At 62.4% G+C, this 26,323-nt stretch carries 24 protein-coding genes; 9 read left to right on the top strand and 15 right to left on the bottom strand.

Annotated elements, in window-relative coordinates; all coding sequences use genetic code 11:
* Positions 1–5: 5 nt before the first annotated feature.
* The gene (locus TRP66_RS14680; RefSeq protein WP_333403942.1) at positions 6–908 is read right to left on the bottom strand and encodes an AraC family transcriptional regulator; all 903 of its coding nucleotides are present in this window, start codon (positions 906–908) and stop codon (positions 6–8) included.
* A gap of 143 nt (positions 909–1,051) precedes the next feature.
* Between TRP66_RS14680 and TRP66_RS14675 the strand changes: the two genes are divergently transcribed.
* A complete protein-coding gene (locus tag TRP66_RS14675; protein ID WP_333403940.1) occupies positions 1,052–1,558 on the top strand; it encodes a nuclear transport factor 2 family protein in 507 nt (168 codons plus the stop codon).
* 12 nt (positions 1,559–1,570) lie between these two features.
* Here TRP66_RS14675 and TRP66_RS14670 read toward each other — a convergent pair whose 3' ends face one another.
* From TRP66_RS14670 to TRP66_RS14660, 3 genes are all read right to left on the bottom strand, one after another.
* Positions 1,571–1,858, bottom strand: a complete 288-nt coding sequence (locus TRP66_RS14670) for a hypothetical protein (protein WP_333403938.1) — start codon at positions 1,856–1,858, stop codon at positions 1,571–1,573.
* Between the two features lie 163 nt (positions 1,859–2,021).
* Complete coding sequence (locus tag TRP66_RS14665) at positions 2,022–4,124, bottom strand: TonB-dependent siderophore receptor (RefSeq protein ID WP_333403936.1); 2,103 nt, start codon at positions 4,122–4,124, stop codon at positions 2,022–2,024.
* Positions 4,125–4,395: 271 nt separating this feature from the next.
* Positions 4,396–6,000 (bottom strand): catalase, encoded by a 1,605-nt coding sequence (locus tag TRP66_RS14660; RefSeq protein ID WP_333403934.1) that lies wholly within the window; start codon positions 5,998–6,000, stop codon positions 4,396–4,398.
* 190 nt (positions 6,001–6,190) lie between these two features.
* Between TRP66_RS14660 and TRP66_RS14655 the strand changes: the two genes are divergently transcribed.
* The gene (locus tag TRP66_RS14655) at positions 6,191–7,234 is read left to right on the top strand and encodes an SDR family oxidoreductase (protein WP_333403932.1); all 1,044 of its coding nucleotides are present in this window, start codon (positions 6,191–6,193) and stop codon (positions 7,232–7,234) included.
* A gap of 75 nt (positions 7,235–7,309) precedes the next feature.
* Here the strand turns inward: TRP66_RS14655 and TRP66_RS14650 are convergent, their stop codons facing one another.
* Positions 7,310–8,215 carry a bestrophin family protein gene (locus TRP66_RS14650; RefSeq protein WP_333403930.1) on the bottom strand — a complete coding sequence of 302 codons (906 nt, stop codon included), beginning with the start codon at positions 8,213–8,215 and terminating at the stop codon, positions 7,310–7,312.
* Positions 8,216–8,291: 76 nt separating this feature from the next.
* Complete coding sequence (locus tag TRP66_RS14645) at positions 8,292–9,713, bottom strand: sugar porter family MFS transporter (RefSeq protein ID WP_333403929.1); 1,422 nt, start codon at positions 9,711–9,713, stop codon at positions 8,292–8,294.
* A gap of 359 nt (positions 9,714–10,072) precedes the next feature.
* Between TRP66_RS14645 and TRP66_RS14640 the strand changes: the two genes are divergently transcribed.
* The 3 genes from TRP66_RS14640 (at position 10,073) to TRP66_RS14630 (ending at position 12,855) form a co-directional block, all read left to right on the top strand.
* Positions 10,073–10,501, top strand: a complete 429-nt coding sequence (locus TRP66_RS14640; protein WP_333403927.1) for a DUF2231 domain-containing protein — start codon at positions 10,073–10,075, stop codon at positions 10,499–10,501.
* On the top strand, positions 10,498–11,790 hold the full coding sequence (locus TRP66_RS14635; RefSeq protein ID WP_333403925.1) for a PQQ-dependent sugar dehydrogenase: 1,293 nt from the start codon (positions 10,498–10,500) through the stop codon (positions 11,788–11,790). Before TRP66_RS14640 ends, TRP66_RS14635 begins: the two co-directional genes overlap by 4 nt.
* Positions 11,791–11,961: 171 nt before the next feature.
* Complete coding sequence (locus TRP66_RS14630; RefSeq protein ID WP_333403923.1) at positions 11,962–12,855, top strand: NAD-dependent epimerase/dehydratase family protein; 894 nt, start codon at positions 11,962–11,964, stop codon at positions 12,853–12,855.
* Between the two features lie 208 nt (positions 12,856–13,063).
* Here the strand turns inward: TRP66_RS14630 and TRP66_RS14625 are convergent, their stop codons facing one another.
* Positions 13,064–13,678, bottom strand: a complete 615-nt coding sequence (locus TRP66_RS14625) for a TetR/AcrR family transcriptional regulator (protein WP_333403921.1) — start codon at positions 13,676–13,678, stop codon at positions 13,064–13,066.
* 214 nt (positions 13,679–13,892) lie between these two features.
* Here TRP66_RS14625 and TRP66_RS14620 point away from each other — a divergent pair, with 214 nt between their 5' ends.
* Complete coding sequence (locus TRP66_RS14620) at positions 13,893–14,834, top strand: hypothetical protein (protein WP_333403919.1); 942 nt, start codon at positions 13,893–13,895, stop codon at positions 14,832–14,834.
* Here the strand turns inward: TRP66_RS14620 and TRP66_RS14615 are convergent.
* The 4 genes from TRP66_RS14615 to TRP66_RS14600 all read right to left on the bottom strand — a co-directional run bounded on the left by TRP66_RS14615 (position 14,831) and on the right by TRP66_RS14600 (position 19,579).
* On the bottom strand, positions 14,831–16,009 hold the full coding sequence (locus TRP66_RS14615) for a GGDEF domain-containing protein (RefSeq protein WP_333403917.1): 1,179 nt from the start codon (positions 16,007–16,009) through the stop codon (positions 14,831–14,833). The two genes, TRP66_RS14620 and TRP66_RS14615, sit on opposite strands and share 4 nt — an antisense overlap.
* A gap of 198 nt (positions 16,010–16,207) precedes the next feature.
* Complete coding sequence (locus TRP66_RS14610) at positions 16,208–16,930, bottom strand: pirin family protein (protein ID WP_333403915.1); 723 nt, start codon at positions 16,928–16,930, stop codon at positions 16,208–16,210.
* Positions 16,931–17,062: 132 nt separating this feature from the next.
* Positions 17,063–18,490, bottom strand: a complete 1,428-nt coding sequence (locus tag TRP66_RS14605; RefSeq protein WP_333403913.1) for a mechanosensitive ion channel family protein — start codon at positions 18,488–18,490, stop codon at positions 17,063–17,065.
* Positions 18,491–18,559: 69 nt separating this feature from the next.
* Positions 18,560–19,579: an alpha/beta hydrolase gene (locus TRP66_RS14600; RefSeq protein WP_333403911.1), complete on the bottom strand. Its 1,020-nt coding sequence runs from the start codon at positions 19,577–19,579 to the stop codon at positions 18,560–18,562.
* A 147-nt stretch (positions 19,580–19,726) separates the two neighbouring features.
* On the opposite strand from TRP66_RS14600, the gene TRP66_RS14595 reads away from it, so the two are divergent.
* Positions 19,727–20,638 (top strand): LysR family transcriptional regulator, encoded by a 912-nt coding sequence (locus tag TRP66_RS14595; RefSeq protein WP_333403909.1) that lies wholly within the window; start codon positions 19,727–19,729, stop codon positions 20,636–20,638.
* Between the two features lie 20 nt (positions 20,639–20,658).
* On the opposite strand, the gene TRP66_RS14590 is transcribed toward TRP66_RS14595, so the two are convergent.
* A complete protein-coding gene (locus TRP66_RS14590; RefSeq protein ID WP_333403906.1) occupies positions 20,659–21,975 on the bottom strand; it encodes an OprD family porin in 1,317 nt (438 codons plus the stop codon).
* Positions 21,976–22,096: 121 nt separating this feature from the next.
* Here TRP66_RS14590 and TRP66_RS14585 point away from each other — a divergent pair, with 121 nt between their 5' ends.
* Positions 22,097–22,390: a SelT/SelW/SelH family protein gene (locus tag TRP66_RS14585; RefSeq protein WP_333403904.1), complete on the top strand. Its 294-nt coding sequence runs from the start codon at positions 22,097–22,099 to the stop codon at positions 22,388–22,390.
* Here the strand turns inward: TRP66_RS14585 and TRP66_RS14580 are convergent.
* Positions 22,384–23,250, bottom strand: coding sequence for a DMT family transporter (locus TRP66_RS14580; protein ID WP_333403902.1), 867 nt, complete (start codon positions 23,248–23,250; stop codon positions 22,384–22,386). The genes TRP66_RS14585 and TRP66_RS14580 overlap by 7 nt on opposite strands.
* A 135-nt stretch (positions 23,251–23,385) precedes the next feature.
* Between TRP66_RS14580 and TRP66_RS14575 the strand changes: the two genes are divergently transcribed.
* A complete protein-coding gene (locus tag TRP66_RS14575; protein WP_333403899.1) occupies positions 23,386–24,204 on the top strand; it encodes a UDP-2,3-diacylglucosamine diphosphatase in 819 nt (272 codons plus the stop codon).
* Positions 24,205–24,346: 142 nt separating this feature from the next.
* On the opposite strand, the gene TRP66_RS14570 is transcribed toward TRP66_RS14575, so the two are convergent.
* Entirely contained in the window at positions 24,347–24,658 is a 312-nt protein-coding gene (locus TRP66_RS14570) for a DUF962 domain-containing protein (RefSeq protein ID WP_333403897.1), read from the bottom strand.
* 39 nt (positions 24,659–24,697) lie between these two features.
* Entirely contained in the window at positions 24,698–26,152 is a 1,455-nt protein-coding gene (locus TRP66_RS14565) for a TrkH family potassium uptake protein (RefSeq protein WP_333403895.1), read from the bottom strand.
* Between the last annotated feature and the right edge of the window lie 171 nt (positions 26,153–26,323).

The raw sequence follows: 26,323 nt of genomic DNA, 5'->3' as shown, positions 1-26,323 counted from the left end.
GCCTCTCAGGGCGAGGGGTATAACTCGCCCGAGTTGCGCAGCCGTCCGGCATCCTTGGCCGGCGGCAGGCCGAACATGCGCAGGTAGTGCCGGCTGAATTGCGACGGGCTTTCATAGCCGACGCGGTAGCCGGCATCCGCTGCGTCTATCGCTTCGGCCACCATCAGCCGGCGGGCTTCCTGCAAACGGAGCTGGCTGCGAAATTCCAGCGGCGTCATCGAGGTCACTGCCTTGAAATGCGCATGGAAGGTAGAGCGACTCATCCCCGCCAGATCGGCCATATCGTCGATCCGGAAGGACTCGCGGTAATGGCTTTGCAACCAGGCAATCGCTTTCGCGATCTGGTTCAGACGACTGTCCGCCCGGGTCAGTTGACGAATGGCGCCACCTCCTGGCCCTGTCAGCAATCGGTACAACATTTCGCGGATCACCAGTGGTGCCAGCGCGTCGATGTCGTTCGGCGTGTCCAGAAGCCTGGCGAGCCGTAGCGCCGCGTCCAGCAGTTCGATGCTGGTGTCTTCAAGTGTGATTCCCGCTGCCGGCGCGTCGGCGTGGCTATCGTCACCGGGGTAGCGTAAGGCAAGCTCGCTCAGCGCCGTCATGTCCAGATCCAGCACCAGACATAAGTAAGGCGCCGCTTCGCTGGCTTCTATGACCGACCCCATCACCGGCAGATCCACGGACGCCACCAGATATTTCGCCGCGTCATAAACGTATGCCGTGGTGCCGAGCATCGCTTGCTTGCGACCCTGTGCGACCAGACACAGCGTGGGCTCGTAGACCACCGGCATCGGTGTGGTCGCGGTGCCCGAGCGCATCAGGCTGACCCCGGGAATGGGCGTCGGCCAGGCACCGTCGTCCGGCGCGTGACGGCTGATGATCTCGACCAGCATTGCCAGAATGTCCATGGTGGCTCCTGCTCCATAGGGTGCGGTTCGGCCCGGACGATCGTACAAGCACGGGCGACGATCCTGCTACAGGGAAAAACGTGTTCAAGGGCAGACTTCAGGGCAACGATGATGATGCGACTCCAGCCCCGAGGACTCCGATCATGCTCATGCCTTTACAACGAAATCTGCGTTCACTGGTATTCATGGCCTTGCTCCTGCCAGGGACAGTTATGGCGGCATCGCAGGCTGACACCGAAGCGACCAACCGGCAGATCGTCACCCAGGCTTTCGACCGCTGGGCTGCCGGGGGCTCGACGTTCTTCACGGATGTTCTGGCGCCGGACGTAAGCTGGACCATCAAAGGCTCAGGCCCCAGCGCGGGGGTCTTCGAAGGGCGGGAGCGCTTCATCGAGCAGGCCGTCCGTCCCTTCGTATCGCGCTTGTCCAGCCCGGTCCGGCCCGTCAGCAGGCAGTTGTGGGCAGACGGCGACCATGTCGTCATCCACTGGGACGGGGTTGCCGTGGCGCGTGACGGTCAGGCGTACAACAACAGTTACGCCTGGATCTTCCGCATGCAGGACGGCAAGGCCGTCGAGGTCACGGCGTTTCTCGATCTCGCGCCCTACGACGACGTCTTGCGGCGGGTGCCGGCAGCCGAGGCAGAATGAAAACGACGGTGGTCAGTTCTTGCATTGCGCCAGCACTACCTGGCAGGTGCCAGGCGTCCCGCCGGATCGGGCGGCATAGCGCATGCAGTTGGTCATGGACTTTTTGCGCGCCACGCCTAGCGTCGAGCCCCAGGCCAGTCCGCCGGTGCCGACGCTGGGCAGCGCCTTGGCATAACAGCTTGAGCCGACCGCGGCGCTTGCATAACGCGTCGCGGGTTTGCTGGAGCAACCCGTCGTCAGCAGCAGATGAACCGCCACCAGGGTCCAGAATGCACGGGAGCGTGCCTGTCTCGCGTTCATGCCACTTCCTCTTCATGCCGTTCCGTCAGCGTTGGGTCTTGCGGAGCGTCGAAGCATTCGTAGAAGCGTAGCTATTGAAGCAGCGGAGAAAACCCGACCCGACCGAACGTGCGGCTCAAGAGACCGGCGACTGAACGCCGCCGGTCGGGGGAGGCGGGGAAGATCAGTACTTCCAGGTGACCGAAGCGGTCAGGTTGCGCGGCTCGCCATAATTGGAACTGGCGCCGCTCTTGAGCGACATCAGGTACTTGCGATCGGTGACGTTGTTCAGGTTCAGCGATGTGTTCCAGTGCTCGTCGATGTCGTAACTGGCGAGCAGGTCCACCAGTGCATAGTCTTCCTGACGAACGTTGCTGGCGGAATCGGCCTCGATGCCGCTTTGCCAGGTCAGACGCCCCCCCACCCGCGCCTTGGGCATGCCCGGCAGGCGATAGGTCGCCATGCCACGGAACGTGTGGGTCGGCACGTAGCGGCGGATATGATCGCCGTTATCGTCGTCGATGCGCACATAGGTGTAACCGGCCAGCAGATCCAGCCCCGGCAGCGCTTCGCCGGAAGCCTGCAGCTCGACGCCGTGGCTTTTGACGTCCACGCCTTCATAAATGTACTGGGTGCCGAGCTGACCGGCATATTCGGCGACGTTCTGCTGCTTGGTCTTGAACAGCGCGGCCGTCACGTTCAGGCGGTCATTGAGCAGACTGCCTTTCACGCCCACTTCAGTGCTGGTGCCTTCCAGCGGATCGAGCAACCCGCCGTCGGTGCTGAGGACGTATTGAGGGCTGAAGATCTGGGTCCAACTGCCATACACGGCCCACTGATCGGTCAGGTCATAGACCAGGCCGGTATAAGGCGTGACCTTGCCGTGCACGCGGGTATCGTGCGCCGCGCCGTAGCTTTCGCCTTCACCATCGGCGCTGAGCATCCGTGCCCCGGCGATCCAGTGCAGATCGTCCATCAGGCTGAAACGCGCGCCGGCGTACAGGCTTTTCTGGGTGTCGCGAAAGTTGCCCATGTTGTCGCCGTCGGTGTATTCCAGCGAAGGGCGCGTGATGTTGCCGGCCAGGGCGTCGGCCAGACTGGTCGTGAAGTAGCCGGTTTCATTAACGTTGTAGGCGCGTTCCTTATGATGGGTGCGGCCGTAGTTGGCGCCGAAGGTCAGCTCGTGTTCGCGGCCGAACAGGCTGAACGGCCCGGAGACCTGTGCCTCGCCAATTAACTGATGCTCTTTGCTTGAGGTGTCGGTGGCGTAGCTGGAGCCTAGGCCGTCGGTAACACTGGAGATGTAGTACATGTCCGTGTCCTGGTACTGGGTCACGCCGGTCACGGTGACTTTGCCGTTCCAGCCATTGCCGAAATCGTGGGCCAGCTCGGCAAAGGCGCGCTGGGTGTGCAGGTTCCAGTAAGTCCACGGCTGGCCGACGCTTGCGCTCCGGCTGCTGTAGTGAATCCGGTTACCGGCGCTGTCTGTCAGTGGCAGGTTGCCCCAGCTGCTGCCATTGGCATCGCTGTTGTGCTGGGAAAAACCGACGGTCAGGGTGTCCGCGTCGGACAGGTCGAACGCCAGCAGGCCGGCGGCGACGTTTCGCTCATGTCCGTACTGGTCCAGGTAGGAATTGCCCTTGTCGTGGGCATAGATGAAACGTCCACGCACGTTGCCGGTAGAGGTCAGCGGACCGGAGACGTCCGCTTCGACACGACGATTGTCCCAGGAGCCGGCACTGGCGCTGATCTGGGCCTGGAATGTGTCGGTCGGTCGCTTGCGCACGAAATTCACCGCCGCCGAAGGATTACCGGTGCCGCTCATCAGGCCGTTGGCGCCGTGCAGTACGTCGATCTGTTCGTATTCGACCAGATCCTGCTCGCCGACCAATGTGGTGGCGGAGAAGGGCATGCCCATGCCGTCGTACTGGAAGGTATCGATGGTAAAGCCACGTGAGGTGAACTCGGTGCGGTCGGTCTCGATCTGCTCGACCGTCACCGACGGCGCGGCGCGCAAGGCGTTGCGAATGCCGTCGAGATGGAAGTCCTTGATCTGGTCACGGGTGATGGTGGTGATCGCCTGGGGAGTTTCCTTGTCGCTCAGTCCCATCCCCCGCGTGGTGCTCGCGGCCGGCCGCCCCTGATACCCCTCGCTCTGGCTGCCGCTCTGGGCGCTGGTGCTCTGGATCGTGGTTTCGGGCAAGGTCAACTGGTCTGCAGCCTGTGCATGGGGCACAGCGATGCAGGCACTGACCAGCGCAAGGCCGGCAGAGAGACGAGAGGTCACGGTATCTTCCTGATGCTCTGTAGATGGGAATGAGATTCTGACTCATATAGCGAATGAGAAACAGATGCAGATACGCATTTCCACTCACATTTTTTTACATGTGTTGCATATCGCGTAGGAGCCAGCTTGCTGGCGATGGGGCCACACCCGGGAAACCGCGTTGTAGACCCTCTGCCTGCATCGCCAGCAAGCTGGCTCCTACAAGGATCACGCCTGTAGGAGCCAGCGGGCGGCGATCCGTCTTGCTGGCGATGGGGCTGGGTGCGATTGATCAGGCCGTCACGCTCGGCTGGGTGGGGGTTGCTTTATCGGCAGGTTCCCGCTGGCCGTCGACGGTTGTCGGTGCGGAACGGTCCTGACCAGGCGCCGGACGATTCGGCAGCGGCGGCAGGGCCTTGGCTTTTTCCAGGTCGATGCCTGCGCCTTGTGCCAAGCGCTGTCCGTAATCCGGGTCGCAATGCCAGAAATGCCAGACCATGCGCAGCTGGATGTTCTCCGGACATTGCTTGAGGTCGGCCACGATGTTGGCGATCAGATCATCACGCTCCCAGTCCTCGAAGCTGCGATAGCGCTCGCCGGTCTGCTGGTAGTCCGCCGCCGTCTTGCTGGTCTGATAACGACCGACATGGCCTTCGATCCACTGCTTGTAATCCGGACCGCTGCGCTCGGCCTCACGCAACCCGCCTTCGGAACTCGGCTCGTAGTTCACATGAGGGTTCTCGCCCGCGCCATCGACCTTGTAAGCCATCTGCCCGTCCCGCTGATTGGTGGCATAGGGGCACTTGGGCGCGTTGATCGGCAGTTGCAGGTAGTTCGGCCCGACGCGGTAGCGCTGGGTGTCGGAGTAGGACAAGGTACGGCCCTGAAGCATCTTGTCGTCCGAGAAATCGATGCCGTCGACCAGCACGCCTGTGCCGAACGCCGACTGCTCGGTCTCGGCGAAGAAGTTCGACGGATTGCGATCCAGTACCACGCGTCCAACCGGCAACAGCGGGAACTGGTCTTCTGGCCAGCGCTTGGTGTCGTCGAGGGGATCGAACGGCAGTTCGTCGTGAGCATCGTCCGACATCACCTGCACGCACATTTCCCACTCGGGGAAGTCCCCGCTATCGATGGCTTCGTAGAGGTCCTTGGTCGCATGACCGACCTCGTGCTTCTGGATTTCCGCCGCCTGTTCGCTGGTCAGGTTACGCACGCCCTGCTTGGGCTCGAACGAGAATTTGCACAGCACCGCAACGCCGTCTTCGTTCACCAGCTTGTAGGTGTTGACGCTCGAACCCTGCATTTCCCGGTAGCTGGCGGGAATTCCCCAAGGGCTTTTCACCCAGGTGACCATGTGCAGCGCTTCGGGATGGTGCTGGACGAAATCGTAGAAACGCCAGGGCTCCTGGCGATTGGTGATGGGGTCGGGTTTGAACGCGTGGATCATGTCCGGGAACTTGATCGCGTCACGGATGAAGAACACTTTGAGGTTGTTGCCGACCAGATCCCAGTTGCCGTCTTCGGTATAGAACTTGATCGCGAAGCCGCGCGGATCGCGAGCGGTTTCAGGCGACTCCTTGCTGCCGATCACGGTTGAAAAACGGATGAACACCGGGGTCTTCACGCCGGCTTTGGTCAGCACCTTGGCGCGGGTGTATTTGCTGGCCGGCTCGTCGCCGATGGTGCCATAGGGTTCGAAGTAACCATGGGCCGCGGTGCCGCGCGCGTGCACGACCCGCTCAGGGATACGTTCGCGGTCGAAGTGCGTGATCTTTTCAATGAACTGATAATTTTCCAGGGTGCCCGGACCGCGCTCGCCCACACTGCGCAGACTCTGGTTGTCGGTTACGGGGTGGCCCTGGCGGGTGGTGAGGGTGTCGTGTTTCTCAGTCATCTTCATCTCCTTACATCAGGTCGCATCAAGCCTCATCAGGTGTTCAGGATTGGGGGGACGAACGACGCAATGGTTTCGCTCGACGGACGAGCGGTTCGTTCGATGACCGGCCCGTTTCAAAAGAATGGACAAAGCCGGCGGGTGGCGGTCTGTCTTGATTCACGTCATGCACAAGAACGGAGATCCCTCCATGTCCGCACAACACGTACTTATCGCAGGCGCCAGCGGCGTGATCGGCCAGGCCGTGATGCACAGCTTCGCCGCCGCCGGTTGGCAGATCACCACCATCGGCCGATCGGACAAAGCGCCCGGCGATCATCCCCACGTGGTGGCCGATCTGCTCGATGCCGACAGCCTGAGCAGCGCGCAAGCGGCGCTTAAAGCCGTCACGCATCTGTTCTATAGCGCGCTCAAGCCTAACTCCGACCCGGGCGTCGAGGCCGACGAAAACGCCGCGATGTTCGAGAACCTGATCGGCGCTCTATGTAGCGCCGGAGCGGACTTGCAGCGCATCACTTTCGTACAGGGCGGCAAGGTCTACGGCGCGCAACTGGGTGTCTACAAGACGCCGGCTCGTGAAGACGACAGCCGGCATTTCCCGCCCAATCTGTATTTCCGCCATGAGGATTACGCCCGCTCACTGGAAGCGGACGGCGTGAAGTGGACCGCGTTGCGACCGGACATTGTCATCGGTCATTCCCTTGGCTCAGCGATGAATCTGGGCAACCTGATCGGCCTGTACGGCGCGCTGTGCCGGGAAACCGGCACCGCCATGCAGTTCCCCGGCCCTGAGCAGGCTTATCGCAATGCGGTGGTCAACGTCACTTCGGCTGAGCTGATCGGCGAAGCCGCCGTATGGGTGGCGCAGAATGACATCGACGGTGCCTACAACCTGACCAATGGCGATGTGTTCCGCTGGAGTCATGTCTGGCCGAAGCTGGCGCAGTGGTTCGGTCTGGAAGTCGGCGAGCCGCAGCCGATTTCCCTCGCGCAACGCATCAAGGCGCTGCAGCCGGTGTGGAAAAATCTGGCAGAGCGAGAAGGCCTGAGCGAAACCGACCCCGACCGGATCGCGCTCGGTGCCTTCGGCGATTTCATTTTCCATGTCGAAAGGGATGCGTTCTTCGACGTGACCAAGGCCCGCCAGGCTGGCTTCAATGCCATGACGCTGCGCTCGGACGAAGTCCTGCTGGCGCACCTGGAAGACATGCGCCTGCGAAAGCTGATCCCATGATCAGCTTCAAGCTTCAAGCTTCAAGCTTCAAGCTTCAAGCTTGCCGCCTGCCGCTTGCCGCTTGCCGCTTGAGGCTTAAAGCAAAACCCCGTCCCGCGGTTCAAGCGGGGCGGGTGCCGGTTCATCGAGCAGTTCCAGCACGGCGATCTCGATATTCCGGCACATCGCTTCCAGCGGCAGATCGTTAGGCAGGGTGTCGAACGGATCGGCGATCTGGTCGCCCAGGGCGTCCAGCCCGAAGAAGGTGTAGGCCAGCACGCACACCGCGAACGGGGTGAACCAGCCGATGGCGTCGACCAGGCAGAAGGGCAGCAGGAAGCAATAGACGTGCACCACGCGGTGCAGCATCAGGATGTAAGGGTAGGGAATGGGCGTGTTCTTGATTCGTTCGCAGCCTCCCAGCACGTAGGATAGCCGCGACAATTGCCGATCGATGTTCAGGTGGGCGGCGGTGCCGCCGCCGGCGCTTTCGATGGCTTCACCGAAACGACGTCCCAGCATGCCGAGCACCCCACTAGGCAGATTGTGCGTGGGCTGCGCGGTCGGACCCAGCCACTGCCGCGCCCGTTCGTCTGCGGGTTCGTCGCGCAGCTGGGCCTTGAGCGCCAGAGCGAAGGCGGGAAGGCCGTCGATCAGGCGTCGCCGCTGTTCTGCGCCCAGGCCGGGCAGCAGACCGAGGCTCTGTCGGGTCAGGTTGCGGCTGACAATCAGCAGTTCGCCCCACAAGGTGCGCGCTTCCCAGAAGCGCTGGTACGCCACGGTGTTGCGAAAGCCGAGAAAGATCGCCAGCGTCAGTCCCCAGAGGGTGAAGGGTGTGGCGGTCATGATCACTTTGAAGTGAAACAGGGTGCCGTGCATCGCCACCACCGCCGAACTGACCAGAACGGTGAACAGCACCTTGCGCCAGATGGCGGGGATGATCGACCCCTTGAGCGAAAACAGCAGGGTCGTGACGGAGAGACGCTGGGGGCGAATGATCAACTGCGTAGATCCTCGGGGGCGAAGCCGGTGTGCATACCCTGACACCGGCTCGGCGCAAACGCCAGCCCGCTCGGGATCACAACTCTTTCTTGAGGTGCTTTTCGATCTGCTCCAGCGACTTGCCGCGGGTTTCCGGCAGGCAGAAGAACACGAACAGCAGTGAACCGACGTTGATCACGGCGAACACGAAAAAGGTCGGGTTGCCCAGCGTGTCCGCTGCAATCGGGAAGCTGAACGCCACGGTCGCATTGAACAGCCACTGCATTGAAACCGCCACGCCGGTCAGCAGACCGCGGACCTGCATCGGGAACAGCTCGGACATCAGCAGCCAGTACACCGGCGACACGCAGGCCTGCATGAACAGCAGGAACACCAGAATACAGGCAAGCGCCGTATAGCTCTGGGTCAGGTCGTGAGGCATGAATTGCAGCACGCAGCCCAACGCGGTCTGCATCAGGATCACCATGACCAGTCCGGTCATCAGCAGATGACGACGGCCATAACGGCCGATGGCCCAGATCCCGATCAAGGTCGCAATGACCGAAACCACACCGTTGCCGATGGTCGCGGTCAGGGCGGCATTGGTGCCCATGCCGGTTGTCTTGAGGATGATCGGCGTGTAGTACATGAACGCGTTGACGCCGGTGAACTGCGCGGTAAAGCCCAGACCGATGCCGATCAGCAGCAGCTTGATCACCCAGGGCTGGCGCAGCAGGTCCCGGGCGGCAGGGCGATGACGCGCCTGCTCGTCCTGCGCCTTCATCGCGGCGATTTCCTTTTCGGCGTCAGCCTTGGTGTCGCGCAACTGTTCGAGCACCTCCTCGGCTTCGTCGAAGCGGCGCTTGGACGCCAGCCAGCGCGGAGAAGGAGGAACGAAGAAGGTGCCGATCAGCAGCAGGACACCCGGCACCATGGCAATCGCCAGCATGTAGCGCCAGATGCCAGGCGTATGCAGCAGGGCAGCCATGACCGCGCTCAGCACGTAAGCCAGCAGCTGGCCGCTGACGATCATCAGTTCGTTGCGACTGACCAGACGCGCGCGGCGCGACGGTCCGGCGATTTCCGCGATGAACACCGGCACCGTTGCCGACCCGCCGCCTACCGCAACGCCGAGCAGAAAGCGGGCGGCGATCATGAAGTCGATACCCGGTGCGACGGCGGTGCCGAGCGCGCCGACGATAAACAGGATCGACAGCAGCCGCAGCGTGACGCGACGGCCGAATTTGTCCGAGATATAGCCGCTGGCAAGCGAGCCGAACGCCGCGCCTACGATCAACGATGCCGTGACCAGACCTTCGGTGAAGGCGTTGAGACCCAGCCCGCCCTGGTCGACGGGCAAGGTCATGAACGGCAGCGCGCCGGCGATGATCCCGGTGTCGTAACCAAAGGCCAGCGCGCCCATGGTCGCGACGAGGACGGAAATGAAGATGAGACGACGCGCCGATGGGCGCTGTTTATGAGGTGAGCCGGCCGTTGCGGCCGTAATGCTAGAAGACATGAAATCCAGACCCTTGCTACGGAACTAGCGTCGTGCCAGTACACAGAACTGAGGGTTTAGGGCGGTATGCGCTTCGCTAGTTCCCTGATTTTGAAACAAATTGTATGGATTCCCCGTCCTGTAGGGGCCAGCTTGCTGGCGATAACTCCCTCCCGCGTCAACCGTGCCCTCCACGGACGCCACTGTCCTCGGCGCCGTCATCTTTCCAGATACCTGCGAGCGATAAAGGTGAACTAACACGCCGCCACCACGATCCTTTGCTGTGCGCTGTCAGCGCGTCCCGCCGGACCGGTGCCCAGGCACCGCGCCCGATTTAAAGCCACTGGAACGATGTAGTCGCTGAACAACAAGGAGCCGCCGTGACCGTCACCGCCCACCCTCTCTATCGCATCACGCCAAGTCCGCTTCACGCGATCTTGCTTGGCGGAGCCGTCGCTCTGTTTCTCGGCGGTCTGCTGAGTGACATTGCCTACTACAAGACCTATCAGATTCAGTGGAGCAACTTCGCTTCCTGGCTCATCGCCGGGGCCGAGGTGTTCTGCGGTCTGGCGCTGCTGTTCGCGCTGGTCAATCTCATCCGCGCGGATCACAAGGCGGGGCGCCCGGTGCTGTATTTCCTGCTCCTGCTGGTGACTTGGGTACTGGGGCTGATCAACGCCTTCGAACATGCCAAGGATGCCTGGGCGGTCATGCCCGCGGGGCTGATCCTGTCCGTCATCGTGACCGCGCTCAGCGTTGTCGCGGCCTGGATCGGTTTCACTAACCTGCGTTCTGGAGGTGCGGAATGAAGCACAAGTGCGCATTGTCCGTCCTGAGCATGGCCGTGCTGCTGAGCGCGTGTGGCGGCGAAAGCAATTCCACCCAGGCCCTCGGCCCGGACCCCAAGATGCCCGAGCCCCAGCGCGGCTTGCTGCCGAGCATGAAGATCGCTGAACCGGTGCAATGGGGCGACCAGAAACCGACGGTCCCCGAAGGTTTCGCCATCACCCCGATCGCGACCGATCTGCGAATTCCTCGCCAGACCCTGGTGCTGCCCAACGGCGATATCATCGTGGCCGAAGGGCGGGGCGGCAGCGCTGCCAAGCTCAAGCCCAAGGATGTCATCGCCAGTGTGATCAAGGCCAAGGGCAACACCCAGGTCAAGGGCGGCAACCGCCTGACCCTGCTGCGTGACGCCGACGGCGACGGCAACTACGAGATGAAGACGGTGTTCGCCGAAAATCTCAACGCCCCTTATGGGCTGGCGTTCTTCAACGGCAAGCTGTACGTTGCCAACCAGGACGCGCTGGTCAGTTTCGACTACCAGGATGGCCAGACTAAGGCCAGCGGCGCGCCGACCAAACTCACCGACCTGCCGGCGGAGATCAATCACCACTGGACCAAGTCGCTGACCATCAGTCCTGACGGCCGCTTCCTGTACGTGGGCATCGGCTCCAACAGCAACGTCACCGAGCGCGGCATGGAAGCCGAAGTCAACCGCGCCGAAGTCTGGCAGATCGATGCCGCGACCGGTGCTCACAAGCCGTATGCCACCGGCATTCGCAACCCTACCGCGCTGGCGATCCAGCCCGAATCGGGCAAGTTGTGGGCGGTGGTCAACGAGCGTGACGAGCTGGGTCCGGATCTGGTGCCCGACTACCTGACGTCGGTTCAGGAAGGTGGCTTCTACGGCTGGCCATACAGCTACTGGGGTCAGAACGTCGACCCGCGCGCCCAGCCGCAGAATCCGGACAAGGTCGCCGCCGCGATCAAACCCGATTACAGTCTGGGTTCCCACGTCGCTGCGCTGGGCGTGAGCTTCTCGATTCCGGCCATGGGCGACAAATTCGCCAACGGCGTATTCGTTGGCGAGCACGGCAGCTGGAACCGCGACAACCCGGTGGGCTACAAGGTGATCTTCGTGCCGTTCAACAATGGCCAGCCTGCCGGCGAGCCGATCGACTTCGCAACCGGTTTCCGGGGCGACGACGGCAAGACCCGTGGCCGTCCGGTTGGCGTGACCGTCGACCCGCGCGGTGCGTTGATCATTGCTGACGACCTTGCCAACACCGTGTGGCGAGTCACCCGCAACCAGTGATCCGTGCTTCAAGGTAAACCCATGCCCCGGCCATGTGCCGGGGCATTGCGTTTGAAGCATGGTCGAGCGAATTCGTGACCCTCAGGCAAAAGTCATTTGGCCCTGCCTGTCTTTTTCGCAGCAAAGACCGGGCGGATACTGGCTCTAACATTTCGCAACGGGAGTCAGCCCTTGAACATTTTCATCACCGGCGCAGCAGGTTTCATCGGAGGTTCTATCGCCACTGGTCTGGCGCGGCGCGGCCACGAGGTCACTGGCCTGGTACGCAGTGCCGAACAGGCTGAGGAACTCAAGGCTCTGGGCATCACACCGGTCATCGGCACCCTGGAAGACAGCGAACTGCTCACCCGCCAGGCCCGTGCGGCCGACGGGGTGATCAACGCCGCCAGCAGTGACCATCGAGGGGCAGTACTGGCCCTGATCGAAGGCCTGAAAGGGTCGAGCAAGCCTTTTCTGCACACCAGCGGGTCGAGCATCGTCGGCGACGCTTCCGGCGGCCAGGGCGGCGGTCAGATCTATTACGAAGGTCAGTTGCCCGAAGCGACGCCCGACAAGGCCGCGCGAGTCGCCATCGACGATCTGGTCATCGCGTCGGCGAAAGAGGGTGTCCGTTCGGCGGTGCTCTGCAACACGCTTATCTACGGCAAAAGCCTGGGCGTCAATCGCGACAGCGTTCAATTGCCGAGGCTGTTGAAGCAGGCGCGCAAGAGCGGGGTGGTTCGCCATGTCGGGCCGGGCGAGAACGTCTGGTCCAATGTGTTCATTGAAGACGTGGTCGATCTGTACGCGCTGGCGCTGGAAAAGACTCCAGCGGGTACGTTCTATTTCGTGGAAAGCGGCGAAGCGTCCTTTGTGGACATGAGCAATGCCATGGCCGAGGCGATGGGGCTGGGCAAGGCGCAGGCCTGGCCGCTCAAGGACGCCGAAGCCGAATGGGGTTATGAAATGGCCAATTACGGTCTGGGCTCCAACAGCCGGGTGCGCGGCAAGAACGCCCGCGAGCTGCTGGGCTGGGCGCCCAAGCGGACCTCGGTCATCGACTGGATCCGCAACGATATGCTGTGACCAGGTACCGCTGCTCCTACGGGCTGCGCAGGTGCCTGTAGGAGCCAGCTTGCTGGCGATCTACCGCAAAGCGGTAGCAGCAAACTCGCGGAATATCAGGCACACCGTGTCGTCGTGGATCGCCAGCAAGCTGGCTCCTACACCAATCGTGCAGGCCGCGCGCAACCTGTAGGAGCGGCCGGGCGGCGTTCCGCTTTAGCCGCGATGCTCACTGGCAAATACAAGAGGCGCGGATCAACGGCTTGAACGCTTCGCACGCCTGCGCTTCGGTGGTGCTGCCCCGCACCACCGCGGCGGCCAGCGCTTCACCCGCGCCGACCAGGCTAATGCAGCGAAGCTGAAGTTCATCGAGGGGCAGCGCGCTGTGCGGTTGCAGCACCGCCACGAACATCTGCACGCAGTTATCGAGCAACTCACGCAACACCGCCGTTTTCTCCTCGCTGCCGGCCAGCGCCGCGCCTATCGCGTACACCTCGCCCTTCATGTCCGCAGCGCAATGAATGTAGGCGTTGGCAAGCATCTCGAAAGTGTCCTCCGGGCCATGTCCGCCAGCCGCCATGGCGTCCTGAAACGCTTTGACCTGCTCCAGATCCATCCATCGATACAGTTCGATCAGCAGCGATGAACGAGAGGGGAAATGGTCGTACACCACGGGTTTGGAAACGCCCGCACACACGGACAGATGCCCCAGGGTCAATCGATCCGCGCCTTCATCACGAGCAATCATCCGCGCTTTTTCCAGCAGTTGCTGGCGTCTCTGTGTCTTCGACAGTCGGCGCGAACCGGCCTGATCCACGCTTGCTTCATCACCATCAGCATTCATTTCATCGGTTCCTTTTTGCCAACCTACTAAAGGTAGGGTATACCTTTTCAGTACACCTACCAAAAGTAGGTTAAATCTGAACGAGGCGATCGCGCTGTTTCGGATACAGGCTGCGTCGCAGGTTCATATCCTGAGTCATCGGATCGAGGACTGCATCATGTCAACTTCACCCATATTGTTCGTAGGCGGGTCAGGCGTCGTTGGAAAAGCGGCTGTGAGATGGTTTCGCCAGCGTCACCCTGAAATCGGTGTACTGATCGGCGCGCGCAACGTTCAGGCCGCCAGCGAGTTTGCGCAGCAGGTCGGCGCGGCGAAAGCGATTGCGCTGGATCTCGACCGACCGCGAATGGGACTTGAAGAGGGCATCGTCGCCGGCGCGGTGGTCATGATGGGCCCAGACGATGCGCTGCACGGTCTCGGCTACGCCCAGGACCTGGGCATCCCCTATGTGAACATCGGCAATGGCCTGATCGAACTCGGTCCGGAGCTCGCACATTTTGCGCATCGTCCATCGGCCGCGCCGGTGGTGCTGTCCAGCCACTGGGCTGCGGGCGCCGCGATGTTCCTGGCGCTTGAAACGACCAAGGGTTTCCAGAGCGTGGATTCGATCCACATCGGTGTTCTGCTCGACAGTGAGGACCAGGCCGGCCCGCTCGCCTACGAAGACATGGAGCGGACCACGGCGCCCGCCACGCTGGTGTTCAAGGATGGGCGCCGGACCTGGATCACCGCAGAGCAGGCTGAAGGCCAGTTTCAGGCGATCGATGGCCGCACGATGTCAGCGCAGATCTATTCGCCGCTCGACATCATCAGCCTGCACGCGGCGACAAGCGCGGCCGACGTGCGCCTGGATCTGGTCACCGCTGAATCCTCCAGTCGGCGCAGGGGCGGGCCGGCGGCTGCCGAAATCGTCGTGGAGGTACAGGGCAGTCGCGAAGGCCGGGCCGAGCAGGCGCGGTCGACCCTGGAGTTTCCGCAGGGGCAGGCCTCGCTCACTGCGCTGAGCGCCGTGCTGTCGCTGTCCGCCGCGCTGGGCCTGACAACCGGTGCGCCGGCCAGCCCCGGCCTCTACATGCCGGAGCTGCTGTCGGACTCGGGAGAGTTTCTTGGCCAGCTGCGCGCGGAGGGCGCGATCATCGAGATTGGCGGCAACTAGACCGGCGCCAGTGATTGAGGACTTGTGCGGGTCTGGTCCACCAGTCGAAGACTGTCCCGCCCGCTGCGCTTGGACTCGTAGAGCGCGGCGTCGCCCTGTTCGATCAGCGCTGTCAGGCTGGCGGGCGGCTGATCGAACAGGCTGGCGCCAATGCTCAACGTCACCGGCTCCGGCGTGGCGAACAAAGCGCACGCCGTCTGCTGGAACTGCGCGCGCAGCGTAGTGCCCAGCGCCACGATCAATTCGCTCGACGCGTTGCCGAACAGAATGACGAACTCGTCGCCACCCAGACGCGCCGCCAGCGCACCGGTGGGCAGCGACGAACGAATCATCTCGCTCAGCGTGACCAGCAGGCGATCGCCAGCGCTGTGTCCATACATGTCGTTGACCAGCTTGAAATTGTCGACGTCGATCAGCAGCAGACCGCCCGGCCGCGCGGTGGAAACCTCGTCGAGTATCCGTGGCGCGCGCACTTCCAGCGCGCGGCGGTTATACAGCGCGGTCAAGGGATCCCGCGCCGCCAGCCGCTCGATGCGTTTCTCGCGACGATGCCGCTCGGTGCCGGTCATCGACAGCGCGATAAGCATGATCGCCATTACGCCCTCGACCAGAGACAGCTGAATGATCGCGCCGCGAAAGGCCGCCAGATCCAGCAAGGTGCCGGGAATGATCACCGTCAGCCCCTTGACGAAATAGAACGCCCCGTGGCCCAGCAGCACATACCGCAACTGCACCGCGCCCACGCTCAGCGAGCTGCCATGCGGGCGCAACAGAAAACTGGCCCGGAGGGTAACCAGCGACACCAGCCACGAGTTGGCCAAGAGCATGACTTTCGACCAGGACTGGTCATTGGGCAACAGCAACAGAGATAGCCAGGCCACGATGATCAGATACCAGACCGGTGACAGCCGGTTTTCGGTAAATCGCGCGACCCCTTTCAGAAACAGCCAGTGCGCGACGATCAGCAGGCCGTTGGCGAACCAGATGCCGATCACCAGCAGACCGCTTCCACGCAACAACGCCAGCGTCGATCCCACGCTGATAGTGGCGAACCCGGCAGCCCAGTACAGCAGAGAAGATTCACGCACACTGCGCCACTCAACCGCCAGATACAACGCCGCGGCGGCCGCCAGGGCGATCGTGATGGTCAACATCGTAAGAGGATCGAGCGCCATGAACGTCTGGCCTTTGACTGCAATAAAAGACCCGATTGTAAGCGCTTGCGCTGAAATATCGAACAGCTAGTATCAAAATGCCACTACATCGGGGCGAGGGGTGCGGCCCACCCCGTCGCACGCGTTCTGTAGGAGCCAGCTTGCTGGCGATAATGCCGGGCCTATCGCCAGCAAGCTGGCTCCTACAGGTGTGGCAGGTCACGGCATCTGCGGCAACTCATGAGGCCGCAGGTCGAAGACCAGCACCTCGGCGTCGGAACCTTCGCTCAGGCGCAGCACCTGTTCGTCACGAACCCGCATGCCGTCGCCTTCGCCCAGGCGTTCGCCGTTGAGCGTGACGCTGCCACGCGCGACATGCACGTAAGCGTAACGGTCGGCGGCCAGTTCCAGAGTGGCGGTTTCGGCGCCGTCGAACAGCCCGGCGTAAACCCTGGCGTCCTGACGTACGTGCAGTGAGCCGTCCCCGCCGTCCGGGGAGATGATCAGTTGTAGACGACCGCGTTTCTGCTCAGTGCTGAAATGCTCCTGCTGGTAGCGCGGCGTCGCGCCACTCACGTTCGGTACGATCCAGATCTGCAGGAAGTGCACGGGCTCGACGCTGGAATGGTTGAACTCGCTGTGCGCCACGCCCCGACCGGCGCTCATCAGCTGAACGTCGCCGGGACGAATCACCGAGCCGGTGCCCAGAGTGTCTTTATGCTCCAGCGCGCCTTCCAGCACGTAGGAAAAGATCTCCATGTCGCGATGCGGATGCTGGCCGAAACCATTGCCTGCCGTCACGCGGTCGTCGTTGATCACCAGCAGGTCGGAAAAGCCCTGCTCGCGCGGGTCGCGATAACCGGCAAAGGAAAAAGTGTGGAAAGATTTCAGCCAGCCGTGATCGGCGGCGCCACGTTCGGAAGCTTTGCGAAGAGTCAGCATGATTCGTTCTCCAGGTTGTCGACGCTGCTCATTCAGGCGTCGACTCGATGGACACAGGTTACTGTTTATCCAATGTCGCAATAAGTGGCTGGAAAACGAATCACTGTCTCGTAGAGGTGGACAATATCGTACTCAACGATTCTGCAGCCAGCTCAGGAACCCACCTTTCTTGACCTGCGCGGGGCGGGCCAGCAGGACGGCGTGGCTGGACTTCTGGCGCACGGCCTGGAGCTTGTGCAATGCACGATCAACGTGGTTGCACTGCAACATGCAGTCGCGGGCCACGGATTTGTCGATGCGATAAATGATGCTGGACGTCAGGGCGGTGAAGCAGGCTTCGGACGGAATGTCGCCGATGATGCTCTGTTCGCCCATGACCTCGCTGGGGCCCATGCGGCCCGCTTCCACGCGCCGTTCGCCATCGGGAACCGCGGCGCTCACCACGCCGGTCGCGATCACGAACAGACTGTCCGCAACCTCGTTCAGATCCAGTACCACCTGGCCGGCCGTGTATTGCTGTGCCGTCATGTTCTGCGCCAGCCGATCGCGCTCCTCATTGTTGAGCGAGCGGAATATCTTGACCTCGTCGAGCAGGGCACGCGCCCGCGAAGTGGGCTCGCCGCTGCCTTCCTGCTGGCGAACGATACCCGCGGCCTCCAGGTGACGGTGAGCCAGGTCGAACAGTTGATTGCGGACCTCACCCTTCTTGCCAAGCTCGGCGATAAAACCGCTGGCGACATACTCCGAGGTGGTTTCCCCGGCTTCCTTGAGTACGGCTTTGGGCGCCGGGTCCAGCAACAGGCTGCTGCTACCTTGCAGGGTCCGGTTCAGCGCATCGAGCACGCGCCGCGGACGTATGTGGTTGGGCACATGGATGCTGATCGAGACTCCGTGCATGTTCAACGGCCGGCTGAGGTTGACGATCTTGGCCTTGGCCGCCACCGAATTCGGCACCACGGCCGTGGTCCCGGCGCCGGTGAGCAGGTGCGTGGCCCGCCAATCGACGTCCACCACCTTGCCTTCCACACCGTCGATGGATACCCAGTCGTCCACTTGATAAGGCTTGGTGGTGTTGAGCACGATTCCCGAAAACACGTCGCTCAAGGTGCTTTGCAGCGCCAGACCGACGATGATCGCGACGGCGCCGGAGGTCGCGAGCAGTCCCTTGACCGGCAGCTCCAGCACATAACCGGCTGCCGCGACCACGCCGATCAGAAACACCAGCGCGCCGATCACGTCCTGCAGCAGCCGCCCGCTGTGGCCGATACGACGCATCAGCGCCAGACCGATCAGCACGGTCAGCACCCGCGCCGCATAGATCCACCAGAGAATCGCCAGCGCCGTCGCGGTCAGTTGCATGACGCTGTCGTCCGGCCAGGACGGCGCCAGCAACGGGCTGATGCCGGAGTTGATCAACAGCGAGCTGAAGGCCAGGAACAGCGCCAGACGCATCGCGACCTTGAGGACCCGATGCTGGACCGGGGCCAAGTGCCAGGTCAGTACGTCGGTCAGCAACAGCACGACGCTCCACAGCAGGGGATGGCTCAACAGAAAAGTCATTGGAAACTCCGGCGCGGCATGAAAATGAAAGAACCTGCCGAGGCAGGTTCTTGGTGGGCAGGGTAGGCCTCAGTTGAGGTGAGCCTTGAGTTCTACGGCCGCCTGACGCATGGCGGCGCGGACTTCCGGCACCTGGCTGAGCGGGTTGAGCAGGCCGTAGTCGTGAATCATCCCGTTGTAGCGGACCTGGGTTACCGGCACGCCGGCTGCGTCGAGCTTGCGGGCATAACCTTCGCCTTCGTCACGCAGCACGTCGAACTCGGCGGTCTGCACCAGCGCTGGCGGCAGGCCACGCAATTGCTCGGCCGAAGCGCGCAGCGGCGAAGCATGGATCTCGGCGCGCTTGGCGGCATCAGCGGTGTAGTTGTCCCAGAACCACTTCATCATGTTGCGGGTCAGAAAGTGGCCTTCGGCAAACTGCTGGTAGGAGCCGTTATCGAAGTTGGCGTCGGTCACCGGCCACAGCAGCAGCTGGAAGCGCAGCGCCGGGGCTTTCTGTTCCTTGGCCATCAGCGCAACGACCGCTGCCATGTTGCCGCCGACGCTGTTGCCGGCGACCGCCAGACGCTTGCCGTCGACACCGATCTGCTTGCCGTGCTCGGCAACCCAGCGAGTGGCGGCGTAGGCCTGGTTGATAGCGGTCGGATACTGCGCTTCCGGCGACGGGGTGTAATCGACGTAGACCGCCACCGCACCGGAGCCGACCACCAGGTCGCGGATCAGGCGCTGGTGAGTCGGGAAGTCACCCAGCACCCAGCCGCCGCCGTGGAAGAACATGAACACTGGCAGGTCGCCTTTGACATTGGCCGGACGCACGATCTTGAGCGCCACTTTCTGGCCGTCGACGTCGATCGACCGATCGCTGACTTCGATACCCGACAGGTCGACTTTCACCGAAGCCTGAGCGCCGGTCAGTACTGCACGAGCGTCCTTGGGGCTCAGCTGCTCCAGCGGCTTGCCGCCACCGGCGGCCAGGGCTTCGAGGAATGCCTGAGTGTTGTGCTCAACACCGGGGCTGCCGGCGGCGAAGGCGCTGTTGACGGAAAGGGCCAGCAAGCTGACGGTCAGGGCTTTCTGCAGAGTGTTCATGGGCAAATCCTTTTTGATCGGTTGATTTTCTAGAGAGTGGGCAGTCTGGCTTTCAGGCTTCAGCTGCTCCGTGGAACACAGATTAATAGGGTGTCGTAAAGCGAAAAAGCCGGTATAAAGCGTTTAACTGTCAACCAGGGCGAGACAATGAACCCCTTCGAAGATATGCGCATCTTTTGCCAGGTCATGGAATCCGGCAGTTTCACGGCGGCATCGGACAAGCTCGGACTGTCCAAGCAGTTCGTCAGCCGACGCCTGATGCAGCTTGAAGACCGCCTTGGCGTGCGGTTGCTGAACCGCTCGACCCGTCGGCTCGACGTCACTCCGCTGGGGCAAAGCTATTACGAATCCGCGCTGCGCCTGCTCGGTGAAGTCGAGCAGGTGGAGCAGGGCATCACCGGGCAGAACGCCGAGCCGCGCGGCACCATTCGCCTGAGCGCGCCCTTGTCGTTTGCCGTGGCCCATCTGGGCTGCCTGCTGCCGTTGTTCCTGCAGCGCTATCGGGATGTCACGGTGGAAGTCGACCTCAGCGACCGGCCGGTGGACCTGCTCAGCGAAGGGTACGATCTGGTGCTGCGTATCGGCGTGCTGGAAGACTCCAGCCTGATTGCCCGGCGCATCGCCCACATCGACCGGGTGTACTGCGCCAGCCCCGCTTATCTCGCCGAACGGGGCACGCCGACCAGGCCCGAAGACCTGCACAGCCATGACTGCCTGCCCTATGGCCACAGTCGCCAGGTGCAGTGGCGGTTCCAAGGCAGCGGAAAGCCGGTGATCCTGGGCGTCAGCGGCCGGATGCGGGTCAACAACGGCGAGTTGCTGCGCGACGCGGCGCTGGCCGGGCTGGGCATTACCTATCTGCCAACCTTCATCGTCGGCGCGGCGTTGCGCGATGGCAGTCTGGTCAGAGTGCTGGACGAACTGCGGCCCGAGCCGCTCACCTTGTCGGCGGTTTACCCGCAGCACCGCCAGGCATCGCGACCGGTGCAGGCGTTCATCGAGTTCCTGCGCGAACGGCTCGACCCCAACGTCGACCTGGACGACCGCCGGGCAAGCTGAGGAGGCCAGCGCCCGGTGCTTCATGGCCGGGCACGCATCAGATCGAAAGGGTATTCGACGACCAGATACACCCGGTCGAGATCATTGTTGCCCTGGGCCGCGTTGCCGCGGTGGCTGACGTGGGACAGGTTGACTGTCAGATCCCTGGCCGGCCCGGACGGTACGGTCCAGGCCAAAGCCACATCACGCTCCCAATGCTTGCCGCCCTTGCCCTGGCTCGGCCGGTAACCCTGAACGGAATCATCGAACAGATTCCACGCGCCGCCGGCGGGCGTCTTGCTGCCGTCGATCTGGCTGCCGCGTACGTAGCGCGCCATCAGGCTCAGGCCGGGCAAAACCTGCTTCAGGTCCAGGTCGTAGCGCAATTGCCAAGACTGCTCGTTGGCACCGTTGAAATCGGTGTATTTGATCGAGTTGGCCAGATAGATCGAATCGCCGCCGACGAAATCGAACGGCGTGTCGCCATGAATCTTCTGGTAACCGAGGCTGAAAGCCTGGCCGCCGGACCGCAGCCGACCCAGCAGGCTCGATGCGGTGGTGGCTATATCCCCGGCGCTGGCGCTGCCGGTGTCCAGCGTGCGGTACAGATTGGCGTCCAGGAACAGCGAGGTGTCGGCGCCCAGCGCTTGCGTGTGGTTGAGGTTGCCGTAGTACTGCCGCCAAGTGTCATCCAGTTTCGAGGCATAGAGCGCGCCGCCCCAGGGCGCGCCCGCCGGGGTCCGCACGCCGGCCAGGCTGATGCTGCGACCCCGGGTGTTGGCGCCGTAGCCTTCGAAATCGCCATGGGATGAGCTTTGCGCCTGGTTCTTGAAGGCATTGAAGCGACCCGCGACCCAGGTCATGCCCGGTATGGCGGTGCTTTGCAACAACGCGCCGGTGGCATATTCGGGTTGCAGGCGTTTGTCGGCCGTGTCGAAAACCGGGGTTTCGACTTCCATTTCGCCGATCTTGAGCAAGGTGTCGCCGGCGCGCAGCTTGAGCGCCAGGCCTGCGCTCGAATATTCAGGCTCCGCGCGTCCGTCGCTGTCGACGGGCAGCAGGCCGGTGCCGGAGGTGCCGCGCCCGCTGTCCAGCCGTACCCCCAGAAATCCATGGGCGTCCACGCCGACCCCGACAATACCGGGCGTGAATCCTGAGCTGTAGCGACCGATGAAACCCTGCGCCCATTCCTGCTGGTAGCTCTTGTCGCGCACATCATCGTGGCGGTAGTCGTTATGCAGAAAGAAGTTGCGCGACAGCACGCTGGCGGTCGAGCCGTCCCAAAGTCCGGCGCTGGCGCCCTGGGACAGGCCGAGCAGCGGCACGAAAACGATCGACGACAACCGGGTAATACGCATAGACCTGACCAGCACCCAAATGCCGACTATGCGCGCCAGTGCGCCTTTCTGGATTGTAGGAATGTGCTGTAGCGCGAAGCGGCGCGTATCATGGCCGCTTCCCTGTCAGAAGGTGGCGCTCATGTCCGTCGCAAAAGCCGAAGTCATCATCACCTATTGCACCCAGTGCCAGTGGCTGTTGCGCGCTGCCTGGCTGGCTCAGGAACTGCTCAATACGTTCTCCGACGATCTGGGCAAGGTCTCGCTGGAGCCGGGCACCGGCGGCGTGTTTCGCATCACCTGCGATGGCGTGCAGATCTGGGAACGCAAGGCCGATGGCGGCTTTCCTGAAGCCAAGGTCCTCAAGCAGCGAGTGCGCGACCGTATCGATCCGCTGCGGGACCTGGGTCACAACGATAAGCCGATGACTCACTGAGAAGGTGGTGTCGACTTCCTGAGCCCTGACGCGACGATCGCCAGCACGATCAGCGCACCGCCCGCCAGCATGCGCAGCGTCGGGGTTTCAGCGAACACCAGCCAGGCGAACGCGATCCCGTAGACCGGTTCCATGGCGAACACCACGGCCGCGGTGCGCGCTTTGATCACCGCGAGGCTGGCGACGAACAGGCTGTGGGCGATCCCCGTACATAGCACCCCGAGCAGGGCGACCCATAGCCAGTCGATAGCGGCCATGCCCGGGGTTTCCGGTAATGCCCAGGGCAGCAGGCACACCGCGACCACCAGGTTCTGGCACAGCGCCGCCTGAACCGCCGGCACCTCGGCCGCGCTCGCCCGGTTGATCAGCGACAGCAGTGCAAATGTCAGTCCGGACAGCACGCCCCACAACAGCCCGCCGGTGGCGTCACTGCCGAGGTCGAAATCCGGAGTCACGAGAATCAGTCCGATGCTGACCGCAGCGACCAGCAGCACTTCATGGCGGCGAATCCGCTCGCGAAACCACAGGCCCTCAAGGATCACGGTAAACGCCGGAAAACTCGCGAATCCCAGCGTGGCGACGGCAACGCCGGCGATCTTGATCGCGATGAAGAACGCGACCCAGTGTCCGGCCAGTAAAGCGCCGCTTGCCGCCAGGCGCACCCAGTGCCGACCGCGCAACGCTTGCCACTGTGCCTGTCCGGCGAGACGAATGAAGAGTCCCAGCGCCAGTACGGCAAACGCCGCGCGCCCAAAGACGATCATCGAAGGGGAGGCAGCGGCCAGCTTGCCGAACACGCCGGACAATCCGAACAGCAGGGCGCCGGCATGGAGCGCGGCGAGTGCGAAACCTGGGGTCATCCTGATCCTTGTCATCCTGTGAAACCGGTGCCTGAGTCTATACGGCGACAGCTGTCATCACATAGCCATGCGCTTGTCACAGTGGATTAACCCGCGTGGCGCACGCTCTGCGAAACCCTGCCGGAGGTCGTGCCCATGAGCAGCGCTCAGCTTGCCAAACCCAGCCGTAAGCAACGCGTGCGGACCCTGTGGATTTCCGACGTGCACCTGGGCACCCGGGATTGCCAGGCCGAGCATCTGTCAGCGTTTCTCAAAGCGTATCAGGCCGATCGTATCTATCTTGTGGGCGACATCATCGACGGCTGGAAGCTGCGCGGCGGCATGTACTGGCCGCAGGCGCATACCAACGTCATTCGCCGCCTGCTGACCATGAGCAAGCGCGGCACCGAGGTCATTTACGTGACCGGCAATCACGACGAATTCCTGCGTCGCTATTCGAAACTGATCCTGGGCAATATCCAGCTGGTGGACGAAGCCGAGCACGTGACCGCCGATGGTCGCCGGTTGCTGGTCATCCACGGCGATCAGTTCGACGTCATCACCCGCTATCATCGCTGGCTGGCGTTTCTCGGGGATTCAGCCTACGAATTCACCCTGACGCTAAACCGCTGGCTCAACCATTGGCGGGCGAAATACGGGCACGGATACTGGTCGCTGTCGGCCTACCTCAAGCACAAGGTCAAGACCGCGGTGAATTTCATCAGCGACTTCGAACAGGCCATCGCCCATGAATGCGTCAACCGGGGGCTGGACGGCGTGGTCTGCGGGCATATTCACCATGCCGAAATCCGTCAGGTTGGCGGTGTGGAATACATGAACTGCGGCGACTGGGTTGAATCCTGCACAGCCCTGATTGAACATCTGGATGGCACCATCGAGCTGTACCGGCTGGCGGATGCGCATTTGAAAACCGAAGTTGCTGCCCCGGCCATGCCCGAGCCTGTGTGCGAATGAAGGTAATCGCCTGTAGGAGCGACCTTGGTCGCGATTTGCTGCGACGCGGCGCGTCAGATCCCTCGCGTTATCGTTCATCGCCAGCAAGCTGGCTCCCACATCGTATCCTGTAGGAGCCAGCTTGCTGGCGATAGATAAGGGGTTAAAACGCAATCTTCCCCAGCAACATATCCCGATACATCACGAAATCGCCCAGCAGACTGTAGAAAGGATGCTTGAAGGTCGCCGGCCGGTTCTTTTCGAAGAAATAATGCCCGACCCAGGCAAATCCGTATCCGGCCAGCGGCACCAGCCACAGCAGCCACCAGCGGCCGCTGCCGATGCCGAATGCCAGCAGGATGATCACCAGCGTCGTGCCGACGAAATGCAGACGGCGGCTGGTGCTGTCGGCGTGTTCGGCCAGATAGAACGGGTAGAACTGAGCGAAACTGGTGAAGCGCTGAACGTGATCCATGATCAGATCCTCGTGTAGGCATTTTCCGAGTCTAGCCGATCAATGCCGCCAGAACGCAGGCATGCACAGTACCAGAATCGTGATGATCTCCAGACGGCCCAGCAGCATGCCGGCTGACAGAATCCATTTCGCGGCATCGGGCAGAGTCGAGAAATTGCCCGCCGGCCCGATGACCTCGCCCAGTCCCGGTCCTACACCAGACACGGTGCTGGCGGCGCCGGTCAGCGCGGTCATCCAGTCCAGACCGAGCAGCGACAGCAGCAAGGCGATGATGCAGATCGTGATCGTGAAAAAGAACGAGAAGGTCAGGATCGAGCGCACGATCTCGTCGTCCAGCCGATGGCCGTTGTAGCGTTGCTTGATCACCGCCCGTGGATGAATCAGCTGGTTGAGGTTGGCCTTGAGCAGGATGTAGGCAACCTGGAAGCGGAAGATCTTGACGCCGCCCGCCGTCGAGCCGGAGCAGCCACCAATGAAGCCCAGATAGAAAAACAGCATCAGCGAGAAATTGCCCCACAGGCTGTAGTCGCCCAGCGCGAAGCCGGTCGTGGTGACGACCGAGGTCACATTGAGGGCCACATGCAACAAGGCTTCGTCCCAAGGCAGGTCGGTGGTGTTGGCGTACCAGATGGTCATCACCAGCCAGGTCACCAGCAACAGGCCGATCAGCCCCTGAACCTGTTCGTCCCTGAACAGCGCGGTGCGATGGCCGCGCATGGTCGCCACGTACAGGGTAAAGGGCAGGCTGCCGAGGATCATCACCACGATGGCGACCCAGTGCACGGCCGGTTGTTTCCACTTTGCCAGCGACAGGTCGGAGGTGGAGAAACCGCCGGTGGAGATCGCCGACATCGCGTGGTTGATGGCGTCGAACGCGCTCATGCCAGCCAGCCAGAATGCCAGGCTGCCCAGGGCGGTGAAGCCGACATAGGCCAGCACGATGAACTTGGCCACCATGTGCGAGCGGGGCATGACCTTTTCCGAACGGTCCGAGGATTCGGTCTGGAAGAGCCGCATGCCACCGATGCGCAGCAGCGGCAGAATCGCGACCGCCATGCCGATGAAACCGATGCCGCCGAGCCAGTGCAGCATCGAGCGCCAGATCAGGATGCCCGGCGACGCGCTGTCCAGATTGCTCAGCACGGTAGAGCCGGTAGCGGTAATGCCTGACATGCTTTCGAAGAACGAGTCGGTATAACTGATGTGCTGGGTCAGCAGGAACGGCATGGCGGCGAAGATGCAGACGATGATCCAGCTCGACACGGTGAGCATGTACATGTCCCGCGGACGCAGATGAACCTGCGCCGGACGACCCGGGGCCAGCAACGCCAGGCCTGCGACACAGGTGATGGCGCTGGCCCAGATGAATGAGCGCAGGTCTTCATGACGGTCGTAGATGATCAGGGTTGCCATGGGGACGACCATGGCGACGGCCAGCGTGATCAGGAAGATGCCGATGATGAATCCGATGATGCGCAGGGTCGGCAACGCCATGAAATGCTCTGACTCGAAGGTGGAAAGGCGGCCATTTTACCTGTGCCGGATAGCAAGTAAACCGAACTGCTTATCGGCACCTTCGATAAGCCTGAATTCGCGCACGTCGGGTTCGTCATTGCACAGAGGAGGCGGTGCGACTCGCGCCGGATGGCCGACACCCCTAGAATG

It is taken from the genome of Pseudomonas sp. JDS28PS106 (genome assembly GCF_036706555.1).
In the GTDB taxonomy this organism is placed as follows: Bacteria; Pseudomonadota; Gammaproteobacteria; order Pseudomonadales; family Pseudomonadaceae; genus Aquipseudomonas.
Note: the sequence above shows the minus strand (reverse complement) of the source record. Positions and strands in the feature narration are given on the sequence as shown.

Excerpts from the sequence above, each read along its gene's own strand:
- TRP66_RS14655 (WP_333403932.1), top strand. The coding sequence starts at position 6,191 with ATGTCCGCACAACACGTACTTATCGCAGGCGCCAGCGGCGTGATCGGC.
- TRP66_RS14635 (WP_333403925.1), top strand. The coding sequence starts at position 10,498 with ATGAAGCACAAGTGCGCATTGTCCGTCCTGAGCATGGCCGTGCTGCTG.
- TRP66_RS14580 (WP_333403902.1), bottom strand. The coding sequence starts at position 23,250 with ATGACCCCAGGTTTCGCACTCGCCGCGCTCCATGCCGGCGCCCTGCTG.
- TRP66_RS14570 (WP_333403897.1), bottom strand. The coding sequence starts at position 24,658 with ATGGATCACGTTCAGCGCTTCACCAGTTTCGCTCAGTTCTACCCGTTC.
- TRP66_RS14590 (WP_333403906.1), bottom strand. The coding sequence starts at position 21,975 with ATGCGTATTACCCGGTTGTCGTCGATCGTTTTCGTGCCGCTGCTCGGC.
- TRP66_RS14605 (WP_333403913.1), bottom strand. The coding sequence starts at position 18,490 with ATGACTTTTCTGTTGAGCCATCCCCTGCTGTGGAGCGTCGTGCTGTTG.
- TRP66_RS14600 (WP_333403911.1), bottom strand. The coding sequence starts at position 19,579 with ATGAACACTCTGCAGAAAGCCCTGACCGTCAGCTTGCTGGCCCTTTCC.
- TRP66_RS14645 (WP_333403929.1), bottom strand. The coding sequence starts at position 9,713 with ATGTCTTCTAGCATTACGGCCGCAACGGCCGGCTCACCTCATAAACAG.
- TRP66_RS14680 (WP_333403942.1), bottom strand. The coding sequence starts at position 908 with ATGGACATTCTGGCAATGCTGGTCGAGATCATCAGCCGTCACGCGCCG.
- TRP66_RS14575 (WP_333403899.1), top strand. The coding sequence starts at position 23,386 with ATGAGCAGCGCTCAGCTTGCCAAACCCAGCCGTAAGCAACGCGTGCGG.
- TRP66_RS14610 (WP_333403915.1), bottom strand. The coding sequence starts at position 16,930 with ATGCTGACTCTTCGCAAAGCTTCCGAACGTGGCGCCGCCGATCACGGC.
- TRP66_RS14660 (WP_333403934.1), bottom strand. The coding sequence starts at position 6,000 with ATGACTGAGAAACACGACACCCTCACCACCCGCCAGGGCCACCCCGTA.
- TRP66_RS14675 (WP_333403940.1), top strand. The coding sequence starts at position 1,052 with ATGCTCATGCCTTTACAACGAAATCTGCGTTCACTGGTATTCATGGCC.
- TRP66_RS14625 (WP_333403921.1), bottom strand. The coding sequence starts at position 13,678 with ATGAATGCTGATGGTGATGAAGCAAGCGTGGATCAGGCCGGTTCGCGC.
- TRP66_RS14595 (WP_333403909.1), top strand. The coding sequence starts at position 19,727 with ATGAACCCCTTCGAAGATATGCGCATCTTTTGCCAGGTCATGGAATCC.
- TRP66_RS14565 (WP_333403895.1), bottom strand. The coding sequence starts at position 26,152 with ATGGCGTTGCCGACCCTGCGCATCATCGGATTCATCATCGGCATCTTC.
- TRP66_RS14585 (WP_333403904.1), top strand. The coding sequence starts at position 22,097 with ATGTCCGTCGCAAAAGCCGAAGTCATCATCACCTATTGCACCCAGTGC.
- TRP66_RS14615 (WP_333403917.1), bottom strand. The coding sequence starts at position 16,009 with ATGGCGCTCGATCCTCTTACGATGTTGACCATCACGATCGCCCTGGCG.
- TRP66_RS14670 (WP_333403938.1), bottom strand. The coding sequence starts at position 1,858 with ATGAACGCGAGACAGGCACGCTCCCGTGCATTCTGGACCCTGGTGGCG.